Source organism: Vibrio sp. 1180_3 (genome assembly GCF_029478545.1).
Lineage (GTDB): Bacteria > Pseudomonadota > Gammaproteobacteria > Enterobacterales > Vibrionaceae > Vibrio > Vibrio aestuarianus.
Genome location: NZ_SJFM01000002.1, coordinates 211,395 through 231,575 on the forward strand (window position 1 = coordinate 211,395; position 20,181 = coordinate 231,575).

General features: G+C 44.2%; 18 protein-coding genes. 11 read left to right on the forward strand and 7 right to left on the reverse strand.

What is annotated here, in order from left to right; translation table 11 throughout:
- Positions 1-129 precede the first annotated feature (129 nt).
- The 8 genes from mlaF to EYW48_RS02670 all read left to right on the forward strand — a co-directional run bounded on the left by mlaF (position 130) and on the right by EYW48_RS02670 (position 5,505).
- Complete coding sequence (gene mlaF / locus EYW48_RS02635) at positions 130-924, forward strand: phospholipid ABC transporter ATP-binding protein MlaF (protein WP_053309462.1); 795 nt, start codon at positions 130-132, stop codon at positions 922-924.
- On the forward strand, positions 924-1,715 hold the full coding sequence (gene mlaE / locus EYW48_RS02640) for a lipid asymmetry maintenance ABC transporter permease subunit MlaE (protein ID WP_053309461.1): 792 nt from the start codon (positions 924-926) through the stop codon (positions 1,713-1,715). Before mlaF ends, mlaE begins: the two co-directional genes overlap by 1 nt.
- 2 nt (positions 1,716-1,717) lie before the next feature.
- A complete protein-coding gene (mlaD, locus tag EYW48_RS02645) occupies positions 1,718-2,209 on the forward strand; it encodes an outer membrane lipid asymmetry maintenance protein MlaD (RefSeq protein WP_053309460.1) in 492 nt (163 codons plus the stop codon).
- A 5-nt stretch (positions 2,210-2,214) separates the two neighbouring features.
- Positions 2,215-2,853 carry a phospholipid-binding protein MlaC gene (locus tag EYW48_RS02650; RefSeq protein WP_277431833.1) on the forward strand — a complete coding sequence of 213 codons (639 nt, stop codon included), beginning with the start codon at positions 2,215-2,217 and terminating at the stop codon, positions 2,851-2,853.
- Complete coding sequence (locus tag EYW48_RS02655; protein WP_176245545.1) at positions 2,850-3,158, forward strand: lipid asymmetry maintenance protein MlaB; 309 nt, start codon at positions 2,850-2,852, stop codon at positions 3,156-3,158. The genes EYW48_RS02650 and EYW48_RS02655 overlap by 4 nt, the downstream gene beginning before the upstream one ends.
- Positions 3,159-3,171: 13 nt before the next feature.
- Positions 3,172-3,426 (forward strand): BolA family iron metabolism protein IbaG, encoded by a 255-nt coding sequence (gene ibaG, locus EYW48_RS02660; protein WP_053309457.1) that lies wholly within the window; start codon positions 3,172-3,174, stop codon positions 3,424-3,426.
- Between the two features lie 9 nt (positions 3,427-3,435).
- The gene (murA, locus tag EYW48_RS02665) at positions 3,436-4,701 is read left to right on the forward strand and encodes a UDP-N-acetylglucosamine 1-carboxyvinyltransferase (RefSeq protein ID WP_172531838.1); all 1,266 of its coding nucleotides are present in this window, start codon (positions 3,436-3,438) and stop codon (positions 4,699-4,701) included.
- Between the two features lie 63 nt (positions 4,702-4,764).
- On the forward strand, positions 4,765-5,505 hold the full coding sequence (locus EYW48_RS02670) for a 1-acylglycerol-3-phosphate O-acyltransferase (RefSeq protein ID WP_053309455.1): 741 nt from the start codon (positions 4,765-4,767) through the stop codon (positions 5,503-5,505).
- 90 nt (positions 5,506-5,595) lie between these two features.
- Here EYW48_RS02670 and EYW48_RS02675 read toward each other — a convergent pair whose 3' ends face one another.
- The 5 genes from EYW48_RS02675 to EYW48_RS02695 all read right to left on the reverse strand — a co-directional run bounded on the left by EYW48_RS02675 (position 5,596) and on the right by EYW48_RS02695 (position 10,354).
- On the reverse strand, positions 5,596-5,985 hold the full coding sequence (locus EYW48_RS02675) for a RidA family protein (RefSeq protein WP_053309454.1): 390 nt from the start codon (positions 5,983-5,985) through the stop codon (positions 5,596-5,598).
- Between the two features lie 122 nt (positions 5,986-6,107).
- The gene (gene pyrI, locus EYW48_RS02680) at positions 6,108-6,572 is read right to left on the reverse strand and encodes an aspartate carbamoyltransferase regulatory subunit (protein WP_053309453.1); all 465 of its coding nucleotides are present in this window, start codon (positions 6,570-6,572) and stop codon (positions 6,108-6,110) included.
- Positions 6,573-6,587: 15 nt separating this feature from the next.
- Complete coding sequence (gene pyrB / locus EYW48_RS02685; protein ID WP_261915089.1) at positions 6,588-7,517, reverse strand: aspartate carbamoyltransferase; 930 nt, start codon at positions 7,515-7,517, stop codon at positions 6,588-6,590.
- Positions 7,518-7,856: 339 nt separating this feature from the next.
- Positions 7,857-8,861: an ornithine carbamoyltransferase gene (argF, locus tag EYW48_RS02690; RefSeq protein WP_053309451.1), complete on the reverse strand. Its 1,005-nt coding sequence runs from the start codon at positions 8,859-8,861 to the stop codon at positions 7,857-7,859.
- Between the two features lie 116 nt (positions 8,862-8,977).
- Positions 8,978-10,354, reverse strand: coding sequence for a PhoH family protein (locus EYW48_RS02695; RefSeq protein ID WP_172531833.1), 1,377 nt, complete (start codon positions 10,352-10,354; stop codon positions 8,978-8,980).
- A 432-nt stretch (positions 10,355-10,786) separates the two neighbouring features.
- On the opposite strand from EYW48_RS02695, the gene rapA reads away from it, so the two are divergent.
- Complete coding sequence (rapA, locus tag EYW48_RS02700) at positions 10,787-13,696, forward strand: RNA polymerase-associated protein RapA (protein WP_261915090.1); 2,910 nt, start codon at positions 10,787-10,789, stop codon at positions 13,694-13,696.
- A 239-nt stretch (positions 13,697-13,935) separates the two neighbouring features.
- On the opposite strand, the gene EYW48_RS02705 is transcribed toward rapA, so the two are convergent.
- Positions 13,936-15,207: a divalent metal cation transporter gene (locus tag EYW48_RS02705; protein WP_261915091.1), complete on the reverse strand. Its 1,272-nt coding sequence runs from the start codon at positions 15,205-15,207 to the stop codon at positions 13,936-13,938.
- A gap of 243 nt (positions 15,208-15,450) precedes the next feature.
- Between EYW48_RS02705 and rluA the strand changes: the two genes are divergently transcribed.
- Together rluA and EYW48_RS02715 are read left to right on the forward strand one after the other, a co-directional pair.
- Positions 15,451-16,188, forward strand: a complete 738-nt coding sequence (rluA, locus tag EYW48_RS02710; RefSeq protein ID WP_168520938.1) for a bifunctional tRNA pseudouridine(32) synthase/23S rRNA pseudouridine(746) synthase RluA — start codon at positions 15,451-15,453, stop codon at positions 16,186-16,188.
- Between the two features lie 29 nt (positions 16,189-16,217).
- A complete protein-coding gene (locus EYW48_RS02715) occupies positions 16,218-17,180 on the forward strand; it encodes a D-2-hydroxyacid dehydrogenase (RefSeq protein ID WP_176312851.1) in 963 nt (320 codons plus the stop codon).
- 83 nt (positions 17,181-17,263) lie between these two features.
- On the opposite strand, the gene EYW48_RS02720 is transcribed toward EYW48_RS02715, so the two are convergent.
- Positions 17,264-20,125 carry a valine--tRNA ligase gene (locus tag EYW48_RS02720; protein WP_261927614.1) on the reverse strand — a complete coding sequence of 954 codons (2,862 nt, stop codon included), beginning with the start codon at positions 20,123-20,125 and terminating at the stop codon, positions 17,264-17,266.
- Positions 20,126-20,181: the final 56 nt, after the last annotated feature.

The window sequence follows — 20,181 nt, forward strand, 5'->3', positions numbered from 1 at the left end:
TAAAAGATTATTTTGGCGAAAGGTTAACCTTTCCTTTAGGATGTAATTGAACAGTGCTTTTAATTCTGCTGTCTTATGCTTATGATTGCCCATCATTTTTGAGGCGAATAAAATAGTGAAACACGAATTATGTCAATGACCGACCTTGTCACGATAAATCATTTGACCTTCTCTCGTTCGGGGAGGGTAATTTTTGATGATGTGAGCCTCAATGTTCCACAAGGAAAAATTACCGCCATTATGGGGCCATCCGGTATTGGTAAAACCACTTTATTGCGTTTAATCGGTGGGCAGCTATTCCCTGAACAAGGTGAAATTTGGTTTGATGGTGAAAATATACCAACGCTGAGCCGTAAGAAGCTTTATCAAGCTCGTAAAAAAATGAGCATGCTATTTCAGTCTGGGGCGCTGTTCACCGATTTAAATGTTTTTGATAATGTCGCATTTCCATTACGTGAACACACACAATTAGATGAGCCACTGATTAAAACGTTAGTGTTGCTCAAACTTGAGGCCGTTGGTCTGCGCGGCGCGGCATTCTTAATGCCAAGTGAATTGTCTGGTGGGATGGCAAGAAGGGCGGCATTAGCCCGAGCGATTGCGCTTGACCCTGAACTGATCATGTACGATGAGCCTTTTGTCGGTCAGGATCCTATTACCATGGGAGTGCTTGTTGAGCTTATCCGTAATCTTAATCAAGCCTTGGGAGTTACCTCTGTCGTCGTATCGCATGATGTACCTGAGGTGATGAGTATCGCTGATTGGGTGTATCTATTAGCTGATGGAAAAGTGATCGCCAAAGGAACTCCGCAACAACTGCTAGAAAATAGTGATCCACGCGTACAACAATTTCTACAAGGTGAGGCGGATGGTCCTGTTCCATTTCGCTTTCCGGCTCAGAGCCTAGAAAAGGACTTATTTTAATGATGACAAGTTTTGTTCAGTGGGTTGAAGGGCTTGGACGTAGTACGCTTCAGTTTTGCCAGGCGTTTGGTAAAGCGAGCTTGATGTTATTTGGCGCACTTTCTGGTCGCCCTAGGCCAATTCAAAATTTCCCTCTATTAATGAAACAGCTCTACAGTGTTGGCGTTCAATCACTTGCAATCATTGTGGTTTCGGGGTTGTTCATCGGTATGGTACTCAGCCTGCAAGGGTATGTCATTTTAGTCGACTATGGTGCGGAAGGCAGTTTAGGCCAAATGGTTGCGCTTTCGTTACTGCGTGAATTGGGGCCTGTCGTGACAGCGCTTTTGTTTGCTGGACGGGCGGGTTCAGCGTTGACCGCTGAAATTGGCTTAATGAAAGCAACAGAGCAGCTCTCTAGCTTAGAAATGATGGCTGTTGACCCACTAAAACGAGTGATTGCACCACGCCTATGGGCAGGGTTGATCTCGATGCCTTTACTGGCGATGATTTTTATGGCTGTTGGCATATGGGGCGGTCAGATTGTTGGCGTTGATTGGAAAGGCATTGATCACGGCAGTTTTTGGTCGGCGATGCAGTCATCGGTGGAGCTAGGACAAGATATTGGTAACAGCATGATCAAGTGCGCAGTGTTTGCGATTACTGTCACTTGGATTGCATTATTTAATGGTTACGACGCGATTCCGACTTCTGAAGGGATCAGCCGTGCCACAACACGAACCGTGGTACATTCGTCTTTAGCTGTATTAGGGCTAGACTTTGTACTTACCGCATTGATGTTTGGGAATTAATCATGCAGCAAACACGAAAAATAGAACTTTGGGTCGGCAGCTTTGTACTGGCAGGAATTTGCGCAATTCTGGTAATGATTTTTCAGGTTGCTGACGTAAAAGGATTGGGCTCAAACGATACTTATTCTTTAAAAGCTGAATTTGACAATATCGGTAGTTTGAAAGTCCGCTCACCCGTCAAAGTTGGTGGTGTTGTTGTGGGCCGAGTCTCAAACATATCTCTAGATAAAGAGAGTTTATTACCAGTTGTGACTATGGCGATCAATAGCCAGTACGATCAGTTCTCTGAAACATCGAGCGTCAAAATTCTCACCTCAGGCTTGATTGGTGAGCAATACATTGGGCTGGTTCCCGGCTTTGTGTTTGAAGACGAACAAATGCTAAAAGAGGGTGATTTGATTGAAGATACAAAATCAGCCTTAGTGTTGGAAGATTTAATAGGTCAAGTGCTGTATAGCGTTGGTGGTAGCTCTGACAATAAGAGCAAGGAGTAATATAAATGCTAAAGCGAACTTTAATTTTGTTATTCACTCTGATGAGCTCTATGTGTATTCAAGCGGCTAGTATTGATAAAACGCAACCATATACGATGATGAAACAGGTATCTGAAACTGCTTTTGCTCGCTTAAAAGCGGAACAAGGAGCCATTCACAATAATCCAGATTATCTAAAAGAGATTGTTGAACAAGAGTTTATGCCCTATATCAATGAGCAATATGCAGCGCTCAAATTATTAGGCCCGAACCTCAAAGGCGCAAAGCGTGATGATGTTGCTGTATTTATTACCGCGTTCCGTTCTTATTTGGTGAGCTCTTACGCTCAAGTGTTGACGCAGTATAGTGATCAAACCATTGAGTTTGAACCAGAGCAACCCATTGCCGATGATAAGCGAATTACGAATGTCAAAGTGGATATCATTGATACACCGCGTCCTAACATCAAACTCGAATTTACTTTACGTAAAGAAAAGAATGGTGATTGGTTAGCTTTTGATATGTCGGCGGAAGGGATCAGCTTATTATCGAGCAAACAGTCGGAATGGAGTGGAAAAATTCGCCAAGAAGGCATTTTATTTGTTGCAAAGGAATTACAACAACTTGCAGAACAACCGATTCGTTTCGAGAGTAAACAACAATGAGTCATAGCCAATGGCAGCCGTTGAGTTCTCAATCTGTCGCACTATCTGGTGCTTTAGATAGAGAGCATGTACCTGATTTATGGAAATTTATCAAACAGTGGACACCAGCTGGATCGACGCTTGATGTTGAGTTAAAGCAGGTTGAACGTATAGACTCTGCCGGAATGGTGATGTTAATCCACCTAATAGAGCATGCAAAAAAACGAAACTGTCATATAATGTTCAGTTTCGTGCCAGAGCAACTGCGCACACTATTCCAATTGAGTAACGTCGAAAGTCTGATAGCTCAACACATAAAGAATTAAGCAGGGGAACATTGTGGATAGCGCAAAAGTACAACAGTTGTTAGATGAGGCTCTTAACCTTCAAGAAATTCATGTCAAAGGTGAAGGTAGTCACTACGAAGTGATCGCTGTTGATGCTTGTTTTGATGGCATGAGCCGAGTTAAGAAACAACAACTTATTTATGCTCCATTGATGGAGTACATTCAAAGAAATGACATTCACGCAGTTTCTATTAAAGCGTTCACACCAGATGAGTGGGCTCGTGATAAAAAGTTGATGTCGCTGTAAGGTTTATTGATGGAAAAGTTTCGAGTTATTGGGTCAGACCAGCCATTACAAGGTGAAGTGACCATTTCAGGTGCAAAAAACGCTGCACTACCTATTTTATTTGCGTCTATCCTGGCCTCTGAGCCCGTTGATGTGGCGAACGTCCCTCACCTGCGTGATATTGATACTACCATGGAACTGCTTAAGCGTTTGGGCGCAAAAGTAGAGCGTAATGGTTCAGTGCATGTTGACCCAAGTGAAATCAATGAATATTGCGCACCATACGACTTGGTGAAAACCATGCGCGCGTCAATCTGGGCACTAGGTCCATTAGTGGCTCGTTTTGGTTATGGCCAAGTATCATTGCCTGGTGGTTGCGCTATTGGTGCTCGCCCTGTTGATTTACATATCCATGGTTTAGAACAGTTGGGTGCCACTATTACACTGGAAGACGGTTATGTAAAAGCCAGTGTTGATGGTCGTTTGCAGGGTGCTCATATTGTCATGGATAAAGTTAGCGTAGGTGCGACTATCACTATCATGTGTGCTGCAACGTTAGCTGAAGGCAAAACGATTTTAGATAATGCGGCTCGTGAGCCGGAAATCGTCGATACCGCTCTGTTTTTGAACAGGTTGGGGGCGAAAGTCTCTGGTGCAGGTACTGATACCATTACCATTGAAGGTGTTGAGCGCTTAGGTGGTGGCCAGCATTCAGTGGTTGCAGACCGCATTGAAACGGGAACGTTTCTTGTTGCAGCGGCTGTTTCTCGCGGTAAAGTAATATGTCGTAATACCAATGCTCACTTACTTGAAGCGGTACTGGCGAAGTTAGAAGAAGCCGGAGCCAAGGTTGAAACGGGAGAAGACTGGATCAGTCTTGATATGACGGGGCGAGAGTTGAAGGCGGTTTCTATTCGCACTGCGCCGCACCCAGGTTTCCCAACCGACATGCAAGCACAGTTTACTTTGCTCAACATGATGGCCAAAGGCGGCGGTAAGATCACCGAAACGATCTTTGAAAACCGTTTTATGCACGTTCCTGAACTGATGCGCATGGGCGCCAAAGCTGAAGTTGAAGGCAACACCGTTATTTGTGGTGATGTTGAATCACTCAGTGGTGCACAAGTGATGGCAACGGACTTACGAGCTTCTGCAAGTCTTGTGATTGCCGGTTGTATTGCCAAAGGCGAAACGACGGTCGATCGTATTTACCACATTGATCGTGGTTACGAAAAGATTGAAGATAAGCTTTCTGCTCTTGGCGCGAATATTGAACGTATACGAGAGCCGAACTGATTCAGTTTCTATAGCCGAAACAAAGGTTTCGGCTTTTTTTATCGATTTCTTTGGAGCACAAGAATGATTGCACTCTTGCGTTTATTTGCCGTTGCGATTTTTGCTGTCGTAATGTTTGTATTTGGGTGTGGCTACTGCCTACTGAGCCCTCGTAACCCAAAACACGTATTTACTTTTGGTCGTCTATTTGGCCGAATGTCCCGTGTGATGGGCATTAAATTAGACTTACGTATTCCAGAAAATGCGTATAACCGCGGTCAGCATATTTACATTGCTAACCACCAAAATAACTGGGACTTGTTTACGGTATCATCTGCGGTGACACCGAAAGTGGTAACGGTTGGTAAAAAAAGTTTAGTGTGGATGCCACTATTTGGTCAGCTTTATTGGATCACCGGAAATATACTGATTGATCGTGCAAACCGCAGTAAAGCGAAAGGCACTATCGATCAAGTAGTTGATAGTATCAAGAAAAGTGACGTATCAGTGTGGATGTTCCCTGAAGGAACACGCTCTCGTGGGCGAGGTTTATTGCCGTTTAAAACCGGTGCTTTCCATGCGGCTATTGGCGCGGGCGTGCCTATCATACCTATCGTATGCAGTTCAACCAACGACATTAAACTGAACCGTTGGAACAACGGCCACGTCATTGTTGAAATGCTGCCACCAATTAGTGTTGAAGGTTATAGCAAAGAAAATACGCGTGAACTGTCGACAATATGCCGAGAGCAAATGATCGCCAAATTAGCTGAGTTAGATGAAGAAGTTGCAATGCTGAATGGCAAGCAAGTGACATCTCATTAATTGTTAATGGTCACAAACATAAAAAGGGCTGAAGAATTTAATTCTTCAGCCCTTTTTTCTATGATTCATAGGTCACTTTTAGCAACGAGGTTATTTACGAACCGCGATAGCTTCAATTTCAATGCCGACATCTTTTGGAAGACGAGCCACTTCAACACATGAACGCGCTGGATAGTTAGCAACATTGTGCTCGTCGAAGAACTTGCCATACACTTCGTTGACGGTACCAAAATCATTAAGGTCTTTTACAAACACCGTCATTTTCACGATATCAGCAACGGTTAGGCCAGAAGCTTCAACAACCGCTTTCACGTTATCTAAAGATTGACGCGCTTGTACTGCGATATCTGCGGATACTTCACCAGTTACTGGATTAACAGGAATTTGACCTGAAGTAAGAACCATATTACCAAGGTCAACGCCTTGCACGTATGGGCCAATAGCAGCCGGTGCTGATTCAGTATGAAGTACTTTAGTCATTATGATGTTCCATCTGTTTTATAGGAATTAGAGGCCTCAGTTTGCCTCTAAAAAAACGGTAGGTAAAGTGCAAAATGCCCCACAACGATGGGGCACTGATAGCGGCTAATCAAGCCAGCTTACTATTCACGTTCAGTCACGATTTCACGTGAGAACACTTTTTCACAGTACTTACATTTCAAACGAATATCGTTATTTTTTTCAAAAATCTTAAAACTGCTTTCTACTGGTTCATCGTGTGTAATGCAGTTGGTATTTGGGCAAGAGAACACATCATTAATTTGCTCTGGCAGTTCAAGTGCTAATTTTTTTACGACTTGGTAGTTTTCTATTTGATTGACGGTTGCATGTGGGGCATACAACGCCAGCTTGCTGGCTTGTTCTTCATTGATGAAGATATTTTCAATCTTCAGCAAATCTTTGGCGCCAAGTGCAGAAGATGGCAAGTTCAAACCAATAGTGACGCGCTGATTTGAATTATGCATATCAAATAATTTTAGAACCTTGATGCCAATTTGAGCAGGAATATGGTCAATCACGGTACCATTTTTAATGGCTTCAACCTGTAACTGAGTTTCTTTAGTCATGATAGGTCTCCTCGATCACAGGGTGTCATTAAGCACAAGAGCAAGCAAAGCTTCGCGGGCGTAAACACCATTCTCTGCTTGTTGGAAGAAGTAAGCGTGTTGGGTTTTATCGACATCGGTGGTGATTTCATCAACACGAGGTAGAGGGTGCAACACCTTCATGTTATGACGAGCATTTTTTAACATTGAAGCGGTCAAGATATATGCCGACTTAATATGCGCATATTCTGATTCATCAAAGCGTTCTTTTTGAACACGAGTCATATACAGGATATCTAAATCAGGGATCACACTCTCAATATCAGTATGCAAGCTGTACTGGATGCCAGCTTCATCAAGCTCTTCACAAATATAATCCGGCATAGCTAGCGCTTCAGGAGCGACAAAGAAAAAGCGAATATTATTAAACTTGGCTAAGGCTTGAGTCAGAGAATGCACTGTACGGCCATATTTTAGGTCACCAACGAAAGCAACGTTGAGGTTATCCAAACGGCCTTGAGTTTCGGCAATGGTGAACAAATCAAGCAGTGTTTGTGTTGGGTGTTGGTTAGCACCGTCACCAGCATTGATAACCGGCACACCATGAGAAAACTCAGAAGCTAAACGAGCTGCACCTTCTTGTGGATGGCGCATCACAAACGCATCCACGTAAGATGAAATTACCTGCACTGAATCAGCCAGCGTTTCACCTTTCTTAGCCAATGAAGTGTTGCCGCCATTGTCAAAGCCAATCACACTGCCACCAATGCGCTGAATTGCCGTTTCAAAAGAGAGGCGAGTACGTGTCGACGGTTCAAAGAAACAGCTCGCCACCACTTTATTTTTAATAAGTTCCGGGTTGGGTTCTGCTTTCAGTTGGCCAGCGGTTTTGACAATCAGTTCCAGCTCATTACGAGACAGTTCTGGAATCGAGATAATGTGCTTTTGATAAAGCGAATTCGCCATGATCTTATTCCCTATAATTTTCTAACAGCCACAAAAAAGCCCCCCAATAAGGGAGGCTTTAAAAATCAAAAGAGGGTAAAAATAGTAAGCCCAGTAAGCAAAAGAACTTACTCATGTTGAATCGAATTGCGTTGTAGATGTGAATAACAACGTTCAGCTTCATGGCTACCCCTCAGATAAATCGCAGGGAATTATACGCTTTCGTTGTGTGAGCGCAAGCGATTACCTCACAATCCTCTTCATCATTAGCACTGTCGCTGCGTTAGCTGCTTTCACTCACCCCAATCACACATTACGAATGTAAGTTCATCAGGCTTCGCTCAATTGTTGCCTAGTTTTTTAAGCGCCGAGCGTGGCAACCATTACCGCTTTGATGGTGTGCATGCGGTTTTCTGCTTCATCAAATACGATCGAGTATTCTGACTCAAAGACCTCTTCGGTAACTTCTAAGCCCTTCATTCCGTATTTTTCAGACACTTCTTTACCAATTGCGGTTTCATCATTATGAAAAGCCGGTAGACAATGCATAAATTTGACGTGTGGATTGCCAGTTTGTTTGATCACATCCATGTTTACTTGATAAGGCGTCATCAGAGCGACACGTTGATCCCATGCATCAGCAGCTTCGCCCATCGAAACCCAAACATCGGTGTAAAGGTAATCACACCCTTTCACACCTTCTTCGACATTTTCAGTGAGGGTTATTTTAGCACCAGTCTGTTTGGCAATGGTTTGGCAAGTTGCCACTAACGCTTCCTCGGGCCAAAACTGTTTTGGAGCCACTAAGCGAATGTCCATGCCCATTTTAGCTGCACCTACCATTAAGGAATTGCCCATGTTGTTACGCGCATCACCCAAGTAAGCAAATGACATTTGATGCAATTGTTTACCACGACCGTGCTCAAGCATGGTCAGGAAATCAGCCAAAATTTGAGTTGGGTGGAATTCATTAGTCAAGCCATTCCAAACGGGAACACCTGCATGTGTACCTAACTCTTCGACTATTTCTTGTCCAAAGCCACGGTATTCAATGCCATCGTACATTCTACCTAGTACGCGAGCGGTATCTTTCATTGACTCTTTCTGGCCAATTTGAGATCCCGAAGGGCCGATATAAGAGACTTGTGCACCTTGATCAAAAGCAGCCACTTCAAAGGCACATCGGGTCCGAGTCGAGGCTTTTTCAAAAATGAGTGCGATATTTTTGCCGAGCAGCTTTTTCTGTTCGGTGCCTGCATATTTGGCTTTTTTCAGTTCGGCTGATAAGTCGAGTAAGAATTGAATCTCTTTCGGCGTAAAGTCGAGCAGTTTGAGAAAGTTGCGGTTACGTAAATTAAAAGCCATATCTCAGTCCTAAGATGTGAGTGAAGAATGGCTTTAGTAAAACATATAAATGCTGAATTTGTGAATAATTATTTTAAATAAATGGCGAAATATTAATAATATCTCGCCAAATGTGATTATAAATTCTCTTCGGCGAACTCAGCTAAGCGGCTGCGAACTACGCCATTTAAGTGAATATTGGCGCTTCCTTCAAAGTTTTTGAATCGTTCAACCATATAAGTTAAACCCGAAGTAACTGGGGTTAAGTAGTGGGAATCGATCTGCGCTAGGTTGCCAGAGCAGACAATTTTGGTGCCTTCACCACAGCGTGTGATGATGGTTTTGATTTGCGACGCGGTTAAGTTTTGGCACTCATCGAGCAGAACGAAGGCATTTTGGATTGAGCGACCACGCATAAAGTTGATCGATTTAAACTGGATGTTGGCTTTATCGCAGATGTACTTGAGCGAGCCTTCCGTACAGTGATCGTTTTTGTGCAGAGCTTCGAGGGTATCGGTGACCGCGGCGAGCCACGGCATCATTTTCTCTTCCTCTGTGCCGGGTAAGAAACCAATCGATTCGCCAATATCAGGTGTGTTACGGGTGACAATGATCTTATCGAACATTTTTTTCTCTATGGTTTGCTCAAGTGCGGCTGCCATGGCGAGTAGCGTTTTACCACTACCGGCCGCCCCGGTGAGGATAACTAAGTCAATGCTTGGGTCGAGTAGGGCATCTAATGCCATCCCTTGATAAATATTTTTCGGAGTAATATCCCAAGCTTTGCGGTGCAGCATTCGTTCTCGGCTGATATCGAGCAGGGTGATTTTGTCACCATCAATTTGGTGTACGCGGGCCGCAAATTCACTCTCTTCATCAATCACATATTGATTGATAAACGTCGGGTCAAAAGGGGCTTTATCTAATGTGTGGAAAGTTTTTCCGCCTAAGGTTTTGCTTTCTACTTCATTGACGCTATCCCAGAAATTACCTTCACGAATTTGAAAGCCTTTAGTGAGATACTGTACGTCGTCAATTAATTGATCGGTACGATAGTCTTCAACATAGCGCACACCTGCACCTTTCGCGCGTAAGCGCATGTTGATGTCTTTAGTGAGTAGCACGACAGAGCGCGGTGCTCGTTTGGCTTGTAGGTAAAGTACAGCATTGAGAATGCGATTATCACCCGCTTTATCAGCAAAGGCTTTAACGGTTTCTTGCAGCTCAAAATCGGCCAAAATAGAAATGGTGCCAGTTGAAGTCGCTTCTTTTGAGAAAGGAATACCTTCGGTGATTTCATCCGGTGTTGCATCGTGAAATAAGTGCTCTAGGGCGCGAATGGCAACTCTTGCATCACGTGCTACATCGCGCTTGCTGTCTTTGATGCGGTCAAGTTCTTCTAGGACAGTCATTGGAATGACGACGTCATGTTCTTGAAAGGAGTATATGGCTAGAGGTTCATGAAGCAGGATATTGGTATCCAGTACAAACAGTTTCCGGTCGGTATCGCCCATAAGCGTCTCCTTGCTGCGGTGCAGCGTGCTTAACATAAAGATGCTTGCAGAGATGTGACGAGCAATGTGTGCATGGTTGTGGTTCGATCGCTCGATACTGCTGCAAACTCGTGTTGATACTCATTGTCTGTTTGATGCAGCATGTTTTATGCCAAAGTCATGATTTTGATTCATAAAGCATGCGTTTTCATAATGAGTATAGCAACCTTGTTAACTACAAATGCCATTGATTTCTTACAGTTTGATGTCAGCCAAAAGTTGCAGAAAAAAAACTGAGCATTCGTTCGCTTAACACGTGACCTGTATCACGCCATCAAGTAAGATTAGCGACCTTTTTCTGCACCATACTCCAACAACAATCATAATTAGGAGTTATCTCCACTTGGTGACAGACCGATATAATTCATTCTAAATAAATGAGGTAGTCGATACATGACTTTTGCTTTGGGGCAACGCTGGATAAGCGATACAGAAAGTGATCTTGGTTTAGGTACAGTTGTTGCGTTAGACGCAAGAACTGTCACTTTGATGTTTGCAGCATCAGAGGAAAACCGCGTGTACGCACGCAGTGATGCCCCGGTAACCCGAGTGACGTTTAATTCTGGTGATGTGGTTGAAAGCCAGGAAGGTTGGTCACTCAAGGTTGAGCAAGTGGTCGAAGATCAGGGCTTGCTGACTTACCTTGGTACGCGTGAAGACACGGGCGAAAGCGGTGTTGCGCTGCGCGAAATTTTCTTAAGCCATCAAATTCGTTTCAATAAACCACAAGACAAGTTGTTCGCAGGCCAAATAGACCGCATGGATAACTTTGTATTGCGCTACCGCGCTTTGACGAACCAATACCAGCAGCACAAGAGCCCAATGCGTGGTTTGTGTGGGATGCGCGCTGGTTTGATTCCGCATCAGCTATACATTGCGCACGAAGTGGGTCGTCGTCACGCCCCTCGTGTTTTATTGGCCGATGAAGTGGGCTTAGGTAAAACGATTGAAGCGGGTATGATCATCCACCAACAGGTATTGTCTGGTCGCGCTGAACGCATTTTGATTGTGGTACCTGAAACATTACAGCATCAATGGTTAGTGGAGATGATGCGCCGTTTTAACCTTCATTTCTCCATTTTTGATGAAGAGCGTTGTGTTGAAGCCTTCGCTGAAGCGCACAACCCATTTGATACTCAACAATATGTGTTGTGTTCGCTTGATTTTCTACGCAAGAGTCGTCAACGCTTTGAGCAAGCGATGGATGCGGAGTGGGATCTACTGGTGGTCGATGAAGCTCATCACCTAGAGTGGAGCCAAGATAAGCCAAGTCGTGCTTACCAAATCGTGGAAGGGCTTGCACAAAATACGCCAGCTGTATTGCTGTTGACTGCAACGCCAGAGCAGCTTGGCCGTGAAAGCCACTTTGCACGCTTACGCTTGCTTGATCCTGATCGTTTCTATGACTACGAGGCTTTTGTCAAAGAAGAAGAGCAATATGCTCCAGTCGCCGATTCTGTGACCGCACTATTTTCTGGCGAAAAGCTGCAAAATGAGGCAAAAAACCAAATTACAGAGCTACTTTCAGAGCAGGATGTTGAACCACTGTTCCGCATTATTGAAAGCAATTCAGACGAAGATAGCAAAGCGGCAGCCCGCCAAGAGCTAATCGATAACTTGATGGATCGTCATGGTACGGGTCGTGTGCTATTTAGAAATACACGCGCTGCCATTAAAGGTTTTCCGGTGCGTAATGTACACTTGATGCCAATGGAAATTCCAACGCAATATACGACATCAATGCGTGTTGCTGGCATGATCGGCGGCAAACTCAGCGCGGAAGCTCGTGCGATGAAAATGCTCTATCCAGAAGAGATCTTCCAAGAGTTTGAAGGTGACGATGCAAGCTGGTGGCAGTTTGATTCACGCGTGAATTGGCTGATCGAAAAAGTTAAAGAAAAACGCAGCGAAAAAATCTTAGTTATTGCTTCACGTGCTAGTACGGCTTTGCAATTGGAGCAAGCATTGCGTGAGCGTGAAGGTATTCGTGCCACTGTCTTCCACGAAGGGATGTCGATTCTAGAACGTGATAAAGCCGCAGCCTATTTTGCTCAAGAAGAGGGCGGAGCGCAGGTTTTGATCTGTAGTGAAATTGGCTCTGAAGGTCGTAACTTCCAGTTTGCTAACCAATTGGTGATGTTTGATTTACCATTTAACCCTGATCTGCTTGAACAGCGTATTGGTCGTTTAGATCGTATTGGTCAACAGCGCGATATCGATATACATGTGCCTTACCTAAAAGGGACTTCACAAGCAATTTTAGCTCGCTGGTTTGATGAGGGTTTAAATGCCTTTGCTGAAACTTGTCCGACCGGGCGTGCTGTTTACGATAAATACGCAACGACTCTAATTGAAATGCTTGCATCAGGTAATACTGAACAATTGGATGAGATCATTGATGAGTCAGCTAAGTTAAATAAAACCTTAAAAACACAACTCGAACAAGGCCGTGACCGTTTACTAGAGATGCATTCCAACGGTGGTGAAAAAGCACAAAAGATCGTTGCTGATATCGCCTCAACTGATGGTGATACTAATTTAGTGACCTTTGCATTGAGTTTATTTGATGCGATTGGTTTAAACCAAGATGATCGCGGTGAAAATGCACTGGTCGTGACGCCATCGGAACATATGATGGTACCAAGCTACCCAGGTTTGCCGTATGAAGGCGCTACGATTACTTTTGATCGTGACACAGCACTTTCTCGTGAAGACATGAACTTCATCAGTTGGGAACACCCAATGATTCAAGGAGGAATTGATCTTCTAATGAGTGAGGGGGTGGGGACTTCGGCGGTTTCGCTTCTGAAAAACAAGGCGCTACCAGTTGGTACTATTTTGCTGGAATTGGTTTACGTTGTGGACGCACAAGCACCAAAACGCAGTGGTATTAGTCAATTCCTTCCACAAACGCCAATCCGTTTGATGATGGATGCTCGCGGTAATGATCTCTCTGCTCAGGTTGAATTTGAAAGCTTTAACCGTCAGCTAAGTCCAGTTAATCGTCATTTAGCGAGCAAGTTGGTGACTTCAGTTCAAAACGATGTCCATAACTTAATTGCCGCCAGTGAAAGCCAAGTAGTTGCTCGTGTTGAAACTATCCGTGAGCAAGCTCAGCAAGAGATGCAGGCCAATTTGAACGCAGAACTTGAGCGTTTGTTAGCATTGAAAGCGGTGAACCCGAATATTCGTGATGAAGAAATCGAAGCGATTGAAGAGCAAATCAAAGAATTGACAGGCTATATTAGCAAAGCTCAGTTCCAGCTTGATTCCTTACGTTTGATAGTGGTCGCGCACAATTGATTGAGTTTGTTCGATATAACAAAGGCCTTATTTATAAGGCCTTTGTTTTTTCTTGGGGTTTATACCAATCGTAGTAAATAACTGTTCATCCTAGCTGGTTAAAATGCTCGATAACTGCGTTAGAATTTTTGATTGTAGAATAACTACTCATCGAAAAATCCTGCCTTGTTCTCAAGCCTTTTTCCTGCGCTATTTCTGATCACTTATTTACTGTGATTGGTATTATTTTATCTCGCCGGTTACATTAACCATTTCCACCAAATAAAGACGGCCAGAAAACCAAATAGGTAGATCAAACCTACAATCGATAACCATTTGAGCTTTTTACCAACGGCTAGCGCGGCTGGTAGTGGTGTTTTAGTGACTAGAATGTAATTCAATAGCGCAAAGATCGGTGTGGTCATGAAGGCCATGATCATTGCAAAATTTAGCATTGGCATTAATGCTGATGCCCAAAATGCAATAATTCCCAACGCCAATGCAGAGACAATGATAACCCACACTTGATAATGACGTGGGCTCTCCGTTTGCTGGTTTTGCAGTAAACGCTGCGCTTCAGCAATCACACGCGAATAACCATCAATTACCGTAATCGTACTGCCAAAAATACAGAAGAAAGCGATCACGGCAATCAGATAGCGCGCCCACTCTCCGATCGTTGAGGCATAGAGCCCGACTAATTGATGAGAGAAACCGACGCCTGACTGCGAGAGCTCTACACCAGTACCGTGTAGAACCAAAGCCCCTAATGCTAAAAAAACAATGGCCAAAATAGCGGTACCGATGTAGCCGACATTGAAATCAAATAGCGCTGATTGCGGCGTGACTTGTTGCTCACGACACTGACGTTTGAGCCAAACTGACGTGATACTTGAAATTTCAATTGGCGCAGGCATCCAACCCATAGTGACCACCAAAAAGCCAATCGCCGCTAAGGTCCAAGGAGAAGGTGAGGTTGTTTCGACCACAACTTGCGCTGGGTTAACGGCTGCAATAACAACAGCAAGTAAGGTGGCAATGGTCAATACTGCCATGATAACTTTTGACAGTGAATCAAGCGCCCGGAAATGGCCAGCAAAGAGAATCACCAAACACGTGACTAGCACCACGGTAGATAAAATGACAGTACTCAGCTCAAACGGTACAAAGTAGGCAAGTAAACTGGCACTAAACAGCAATAAAGCAGCGGTGTTGATGATGGCTGAGACAACGCTGAGTATCATAAATACCCACAGATAAGCGCGCCCTAGTTTTGCATATCCTTGTACTAGGCTTTGACCTGTGCCCATTGTGTACTGGATACCTGCTCGGAAAAAAGGATATTTCAAGAGATTAACAAGCAGGATCATAATGGCTAATTGCCAACCGTAAATTGCGCCAGCTTTGGTTGAAGCGACAAGGTGTGAACCGCCAACAGCGGCCGCTGCCATCATAATTCCGGGGCCGAGAGAGCGGAGCAATTGCGGTAAGGTCAAACTTTTAACTGCTTGATAAGGGACGGCGTTTTCCATTCTTGTTCCTTGAGTAATGTTGTGTTTTTCATTGATCTGTCGATTATGATTTATTATTTTCGACTTTTGTCTTGCGTTTAATGTCAAGATACACATTCAATATCACACTGATTTAATCTGTCAATTTATAATTACACCCTATGGCTCATTTCTACCTTGACCGATTTTTAGCGAGGGGGATTGATACAAGCATCTTGAGTCAGTTTCGTTATATAATGCGCCGATTTTTTTTGGAGACCTCTTATGGCGATGCTTGAATACACACCACCGACCGATCCTTGGATCGATATCGTCTATGAAGATGATCATATCCTAGCGGTGAATAAGCCTTCTGGGCTACTTTCGGTTCCCGGTCGATTGCCAGAACATCACGACAGTATGTGGAGTCGCTTGGCTGAACAATATCCGGATATACAAGTCGTGCATCGTTTAGATATGTCGACATCAGGTCTGATGTTGCTAGCAAAAAATAAGTACGCCGAAGGCGCATTAAAAAAACAATTTCAGTATCGTTTAACGCATAAAATCTATTACGCACGAGTGTGGGGAAATGTCGAACTTGATGAAGGTGTGATCGAATTACCTTTGATTTGCGATTGGCCAAACCGCCCTAAACAGAAAGTATGCTTTGAGGATGGAAAACCATCGAAAACCTTATATCAAGTAGCGAAAAGGGAAGAAAAGACGACAATTGTACGCCTTCTTCCTGTTACTGGACGTTCACATCAATTGCGTGTTCATATGCAAGCATTAGGTCATCCAATCGTGGGTGATGAATTTTATGCAACAGAAGAGGCAAAAGCATTTTCTGATCGTTTAGAATTGCATGCCGCGGAGCTGAGTTTTTATCATCCGAAGAGTCATTGGCTGCGCAACATTTTTGTCGGCTGTGATTTTTATCCCGATGCACAAGAGCAAATTTTGCAACACTTTGATCCTGAGCGAAAATTACCTGATTATAAAACGCTGCCTCGACCATAATTTGCTGTGGGTAGCGACAAGGAGTTGATATGTCATTACCCACTGTTGTGTTTCTCGATAGAGCGACAATTCCTGCGCAGATTCACTTGCCAACGCTGCCTTTTGCTCACCAATGGCTTGAGTTCGACTTTACCTCTACCGAGCAAGTGCTAGAACGCTTGTCACAAGCCGATATCGTGATCACGAATAAAGTGATACTCGATAAATCCTTACTTTGTCAGTGCCCTAAATTGCGCCTCATTGCAGTCTCTGCAACTGGGGTGAATAACGTTGATGTTGAATATTGCCGTGAAGCGGGAATAGCGCTGGCTAATGTTCAGGGTTATGCGACCCGTTCAGTGCCAGAGCATGTTATTGCAATGATTTATGCGTTAAGACGCAACCTGTTTGCCTACCATCAAGATATTGCCAATGGAGAATGGCAGCGTAATAAACAATTTTGCTTTTTTACTCACCCGATAGGGGATGTCGCAGGTTCAACACTTGGTGTGGTCGGCAGTGGTGCGCTTGGACAGGCGACAGCGACGTTGGCACGAGCGATTGGTATGCAGGTGATATTTGCTGAACGAAAAGGTGCTGAATTATGCCGACAAGGCTTTATGCCCTTCGAGCAAATGCTGGCTGAGGCGGATGTTGTGAGCTTGCATTGCCCACTGACCGATCAAACCCTTAACCTTATTGGTGAACAAGAGCTGGCGATGATGAAACCTAACGCATTGTTGATTAACGCTGGCCGTGGTGGCTTAGTGGACGAAAACGCGTTGGTTATGGCGCTTAAAACAGGGCAGATCGCTGGAGCAGGGGTAGATGTATTCAGTCGTGAGCCCGCAGATAAAAGCAATCCGTTACTAGCTAATTTGGAACTGCCGAATCTATTATTAACACCGCACGTTGCGTGGGGCAGTGATTCAGCTATTCAACAGTTGGCTAATATCTTAATGGATAACATTGCTGCGTTTGAGCGTGGAGAGAAACTGAATCGATTGGTGTGATTGGATATTAGCGCCATAAAAAAGGTCGGTATTTTTATACCGACCTTTTGCGTTTTAATGGTTAGTGAGCCTGCTATTTATAGTTATAGGGCTGCAATGGTTGCTTTTTGCTCTTCCAGTTTAACCAGTGTCTCTTTATAGCCGTCAAGCTTACCACGCTCAGCTGCAACGACAGCTTCTGGTGCTTTAGCGACAAAGCCTTGGTTGCCAAGTTTGCCTTCGATGCGTTTGATCTCACCTTGAGTTTTGGCGATCTCTTTTGCAAGACGATCAAGCTCAGCATCTTTGTCAATCAAGCCTGCCATCGGGATCATCAGTTCAGATTTACCGACTAGCGCTGTTGCACAAGCTGGCGTTTCTTCACCGTTTTCTAGAACGCGCAATGCTTCTAGCTTAGCCAGTGACAATAGAACCGCTTTGTTAGCTTGTAAGCGTGCCGCTTCTTGCTCGCTTGCTGCTTTTAGCATCACGTTTAGAGGCTTACCTGGGTTGATGTCGTATTCCGCACGCAGGTTACGAATACTGGTAATAAACGCTTTCACCCACTCGATATCATCAAGGGCTTCTTGATTGAAGTTAGCTTCATCATACTGAGGCAGTGCTTGCAGCATAATAGTATCGCCTTCCACACCATCAACCATTGGTTTGACGCTCTGCCAGATAGTCTCTGTAATGTATGGAATCACAGGGTGAGCTAAACGCAACGTTTTTTCTAATACGGTAATAAGGGTACGACGTGTGGCACGTTGCTGCGCTTCGGTGCCTTTCCATAGTACTGGTTTAGTCAGTTCTAAGTACCAGTCACAGAATTGGTTCCAGATGAATTCGTAAATTGTATTCGCTGCCATATCCAAACGGAAGTTGTTGATATGGTTATTGAACTCTTTTGCTGCCAGTTCAAATTGCGATTCAATCCATTTGTCTGCTAGTGAGTACTCAAGTTCACTACCTGCGGCGAAACCACAGTCTTGCTCTTCGGTATTCATCAACACGTAACGGCTTGCATTCCACAATTTGTTACAGAAGTTGCGATAACCTTCTAGGCGTTTCATGTCCCAGTTGATATCACGGCCAGTTGAAGCCATCGCAGCCAAGGTAAAGCGTAGTGCATCAGTACCATAAGCTTCGATGCCGTCTTCAAAGGTTTTACGTGTGTTTTTCTCGATCTTAGCGGCGAGTTGAGGCTGCATCATGTTGCCACAACGTTTTTCAACCAAAGATTCAAGGTCAATACCATCGATCATATCGATAGGATCAAGCACATTACCTTTTGATTTCGACATTTTGTCGCCGTTTTCATCACGGATAAGGCCGGTGACGTAAACAGTTTTGAATGGAACTTGTGGTTTGCCGTTCTCATCTTTACAGAAGTGCATGGTCATCATGATCATACGAGCAACCCAGAAGAATATGATGTCGAAACCAGTAACAAGAACATCTGATGGGTGGAATGTTTTTAATGCGTCAGTATTTTCTGGCCAACCTTGGGTACCAAATGTCCAAAGTGCCGACGAGAACCAGGTATCGAGTACGTCATTGTCTTGGTTTAGTACAATCACTGGGGCAAGGTTGTGTTTAGCGCGAACTTCTTCTTCAGTACGGCCAACATACACATTACCATTGTTGTCGTACCATGCTGGAATGCGGTGACCCCACCAAAGTTGACGAGAGATACACCAGTCTTGAACATCACGCATCCAAGAGAAGTACATGTTTTCGTACTGTTTTGGTACAAATTGGATTTCACCATCTTCAACAGCTTTGGTTGCGACTTCCGCTAGTGGCGCTGTGCGCACATACCATTGGTCGGTTAGCATTGGTTCGATAACCACACCACCACGGTCGCCATAAGGAACTGTTAGGTCGTGATCTTTAATTTCATCAAGCAGACCAAGCTCTTCAAATTCAGCAACGATAGCTTTACGCGCAGCAAAACGCTCCATACCCTGATACTTGGCTGGGAGCTCGCTGCTGTATGCATCGCTTGCTTCACCATTGGTGGTGAAAACTTCTGCTGCGTCACGGATGTTGGCATCAAAAGTTAGGATATTGATCATTGGTAGTTGGTGGCGTTTACCAACTTCATAGTCGTTAAAGTCGTGAGCTGGAGTGATCTTCACACAACCCGTGCCTTTTTCCATATCAGCATGCTCGTCACCAACAATTTTGATGCGACGATCAACGATAGGCAGGATGATCTCTTTACCAATCAGTGCTTGATAACGAGGATCTTCTGGGTTTACTGCTACGCCAGTATCACCAAGCATGGTTTCTGGACGTGTGGTTGCAACGACAATGTAATCTTTACCATCGGCTGTTTTTACGCCATTCGCTAATGGGTAGCGGAAGTGCCACATGTGGCCTTTTTTATCTTTGTTTTCAACTTCGAGATCAGAAATCGCAGTGTGCAATTTTGGATCCCAGTTAACAAGACGCTTACCACGGTAAATTAAATCATCTTCATAAAGACGAACGAAGACTTCTTGAACCGCATTTGAAAGACCTTCATCCATTGTGAAGCGCTCGCGATCCCAGTCTACAGATGCACCTAGACGACGTAGCTGTTTGGTGATGGTACCGCCAGATTCGCCTTTCCATTCCCAGATTTTGTCGATGAACGCCTCACGACCGTAATCATGCTTGGTTTTGCCTTCTTCTGCGGCAATTTTACGTTCAACAACCATTTGAGTTGCGATACCTGCGTGGTCAGTACCCACTTGCCATAAGGTATTTTTGCCTTTCATACGCTCACAGCGGATCAAAGTATCCATAATGGTGTCTTGGAATGCGTGACCCATATGAAGGCTACCAGTGACGTTCGGTGGCGGGATCATGATGCTGTACGCTTCTTTTGATGTGTCACCGTGAGGCTTAAAGTAGCCGTTCTCTTCCCAAGTCTGATACAGAGCTTGTTCGATTGCTGTTGGGTTATATGTCTTTTCCATAGTGCTCTTAAATGGGTACTGTGAATGATTAATCTTAGTCAAACTTTATAAGTGAA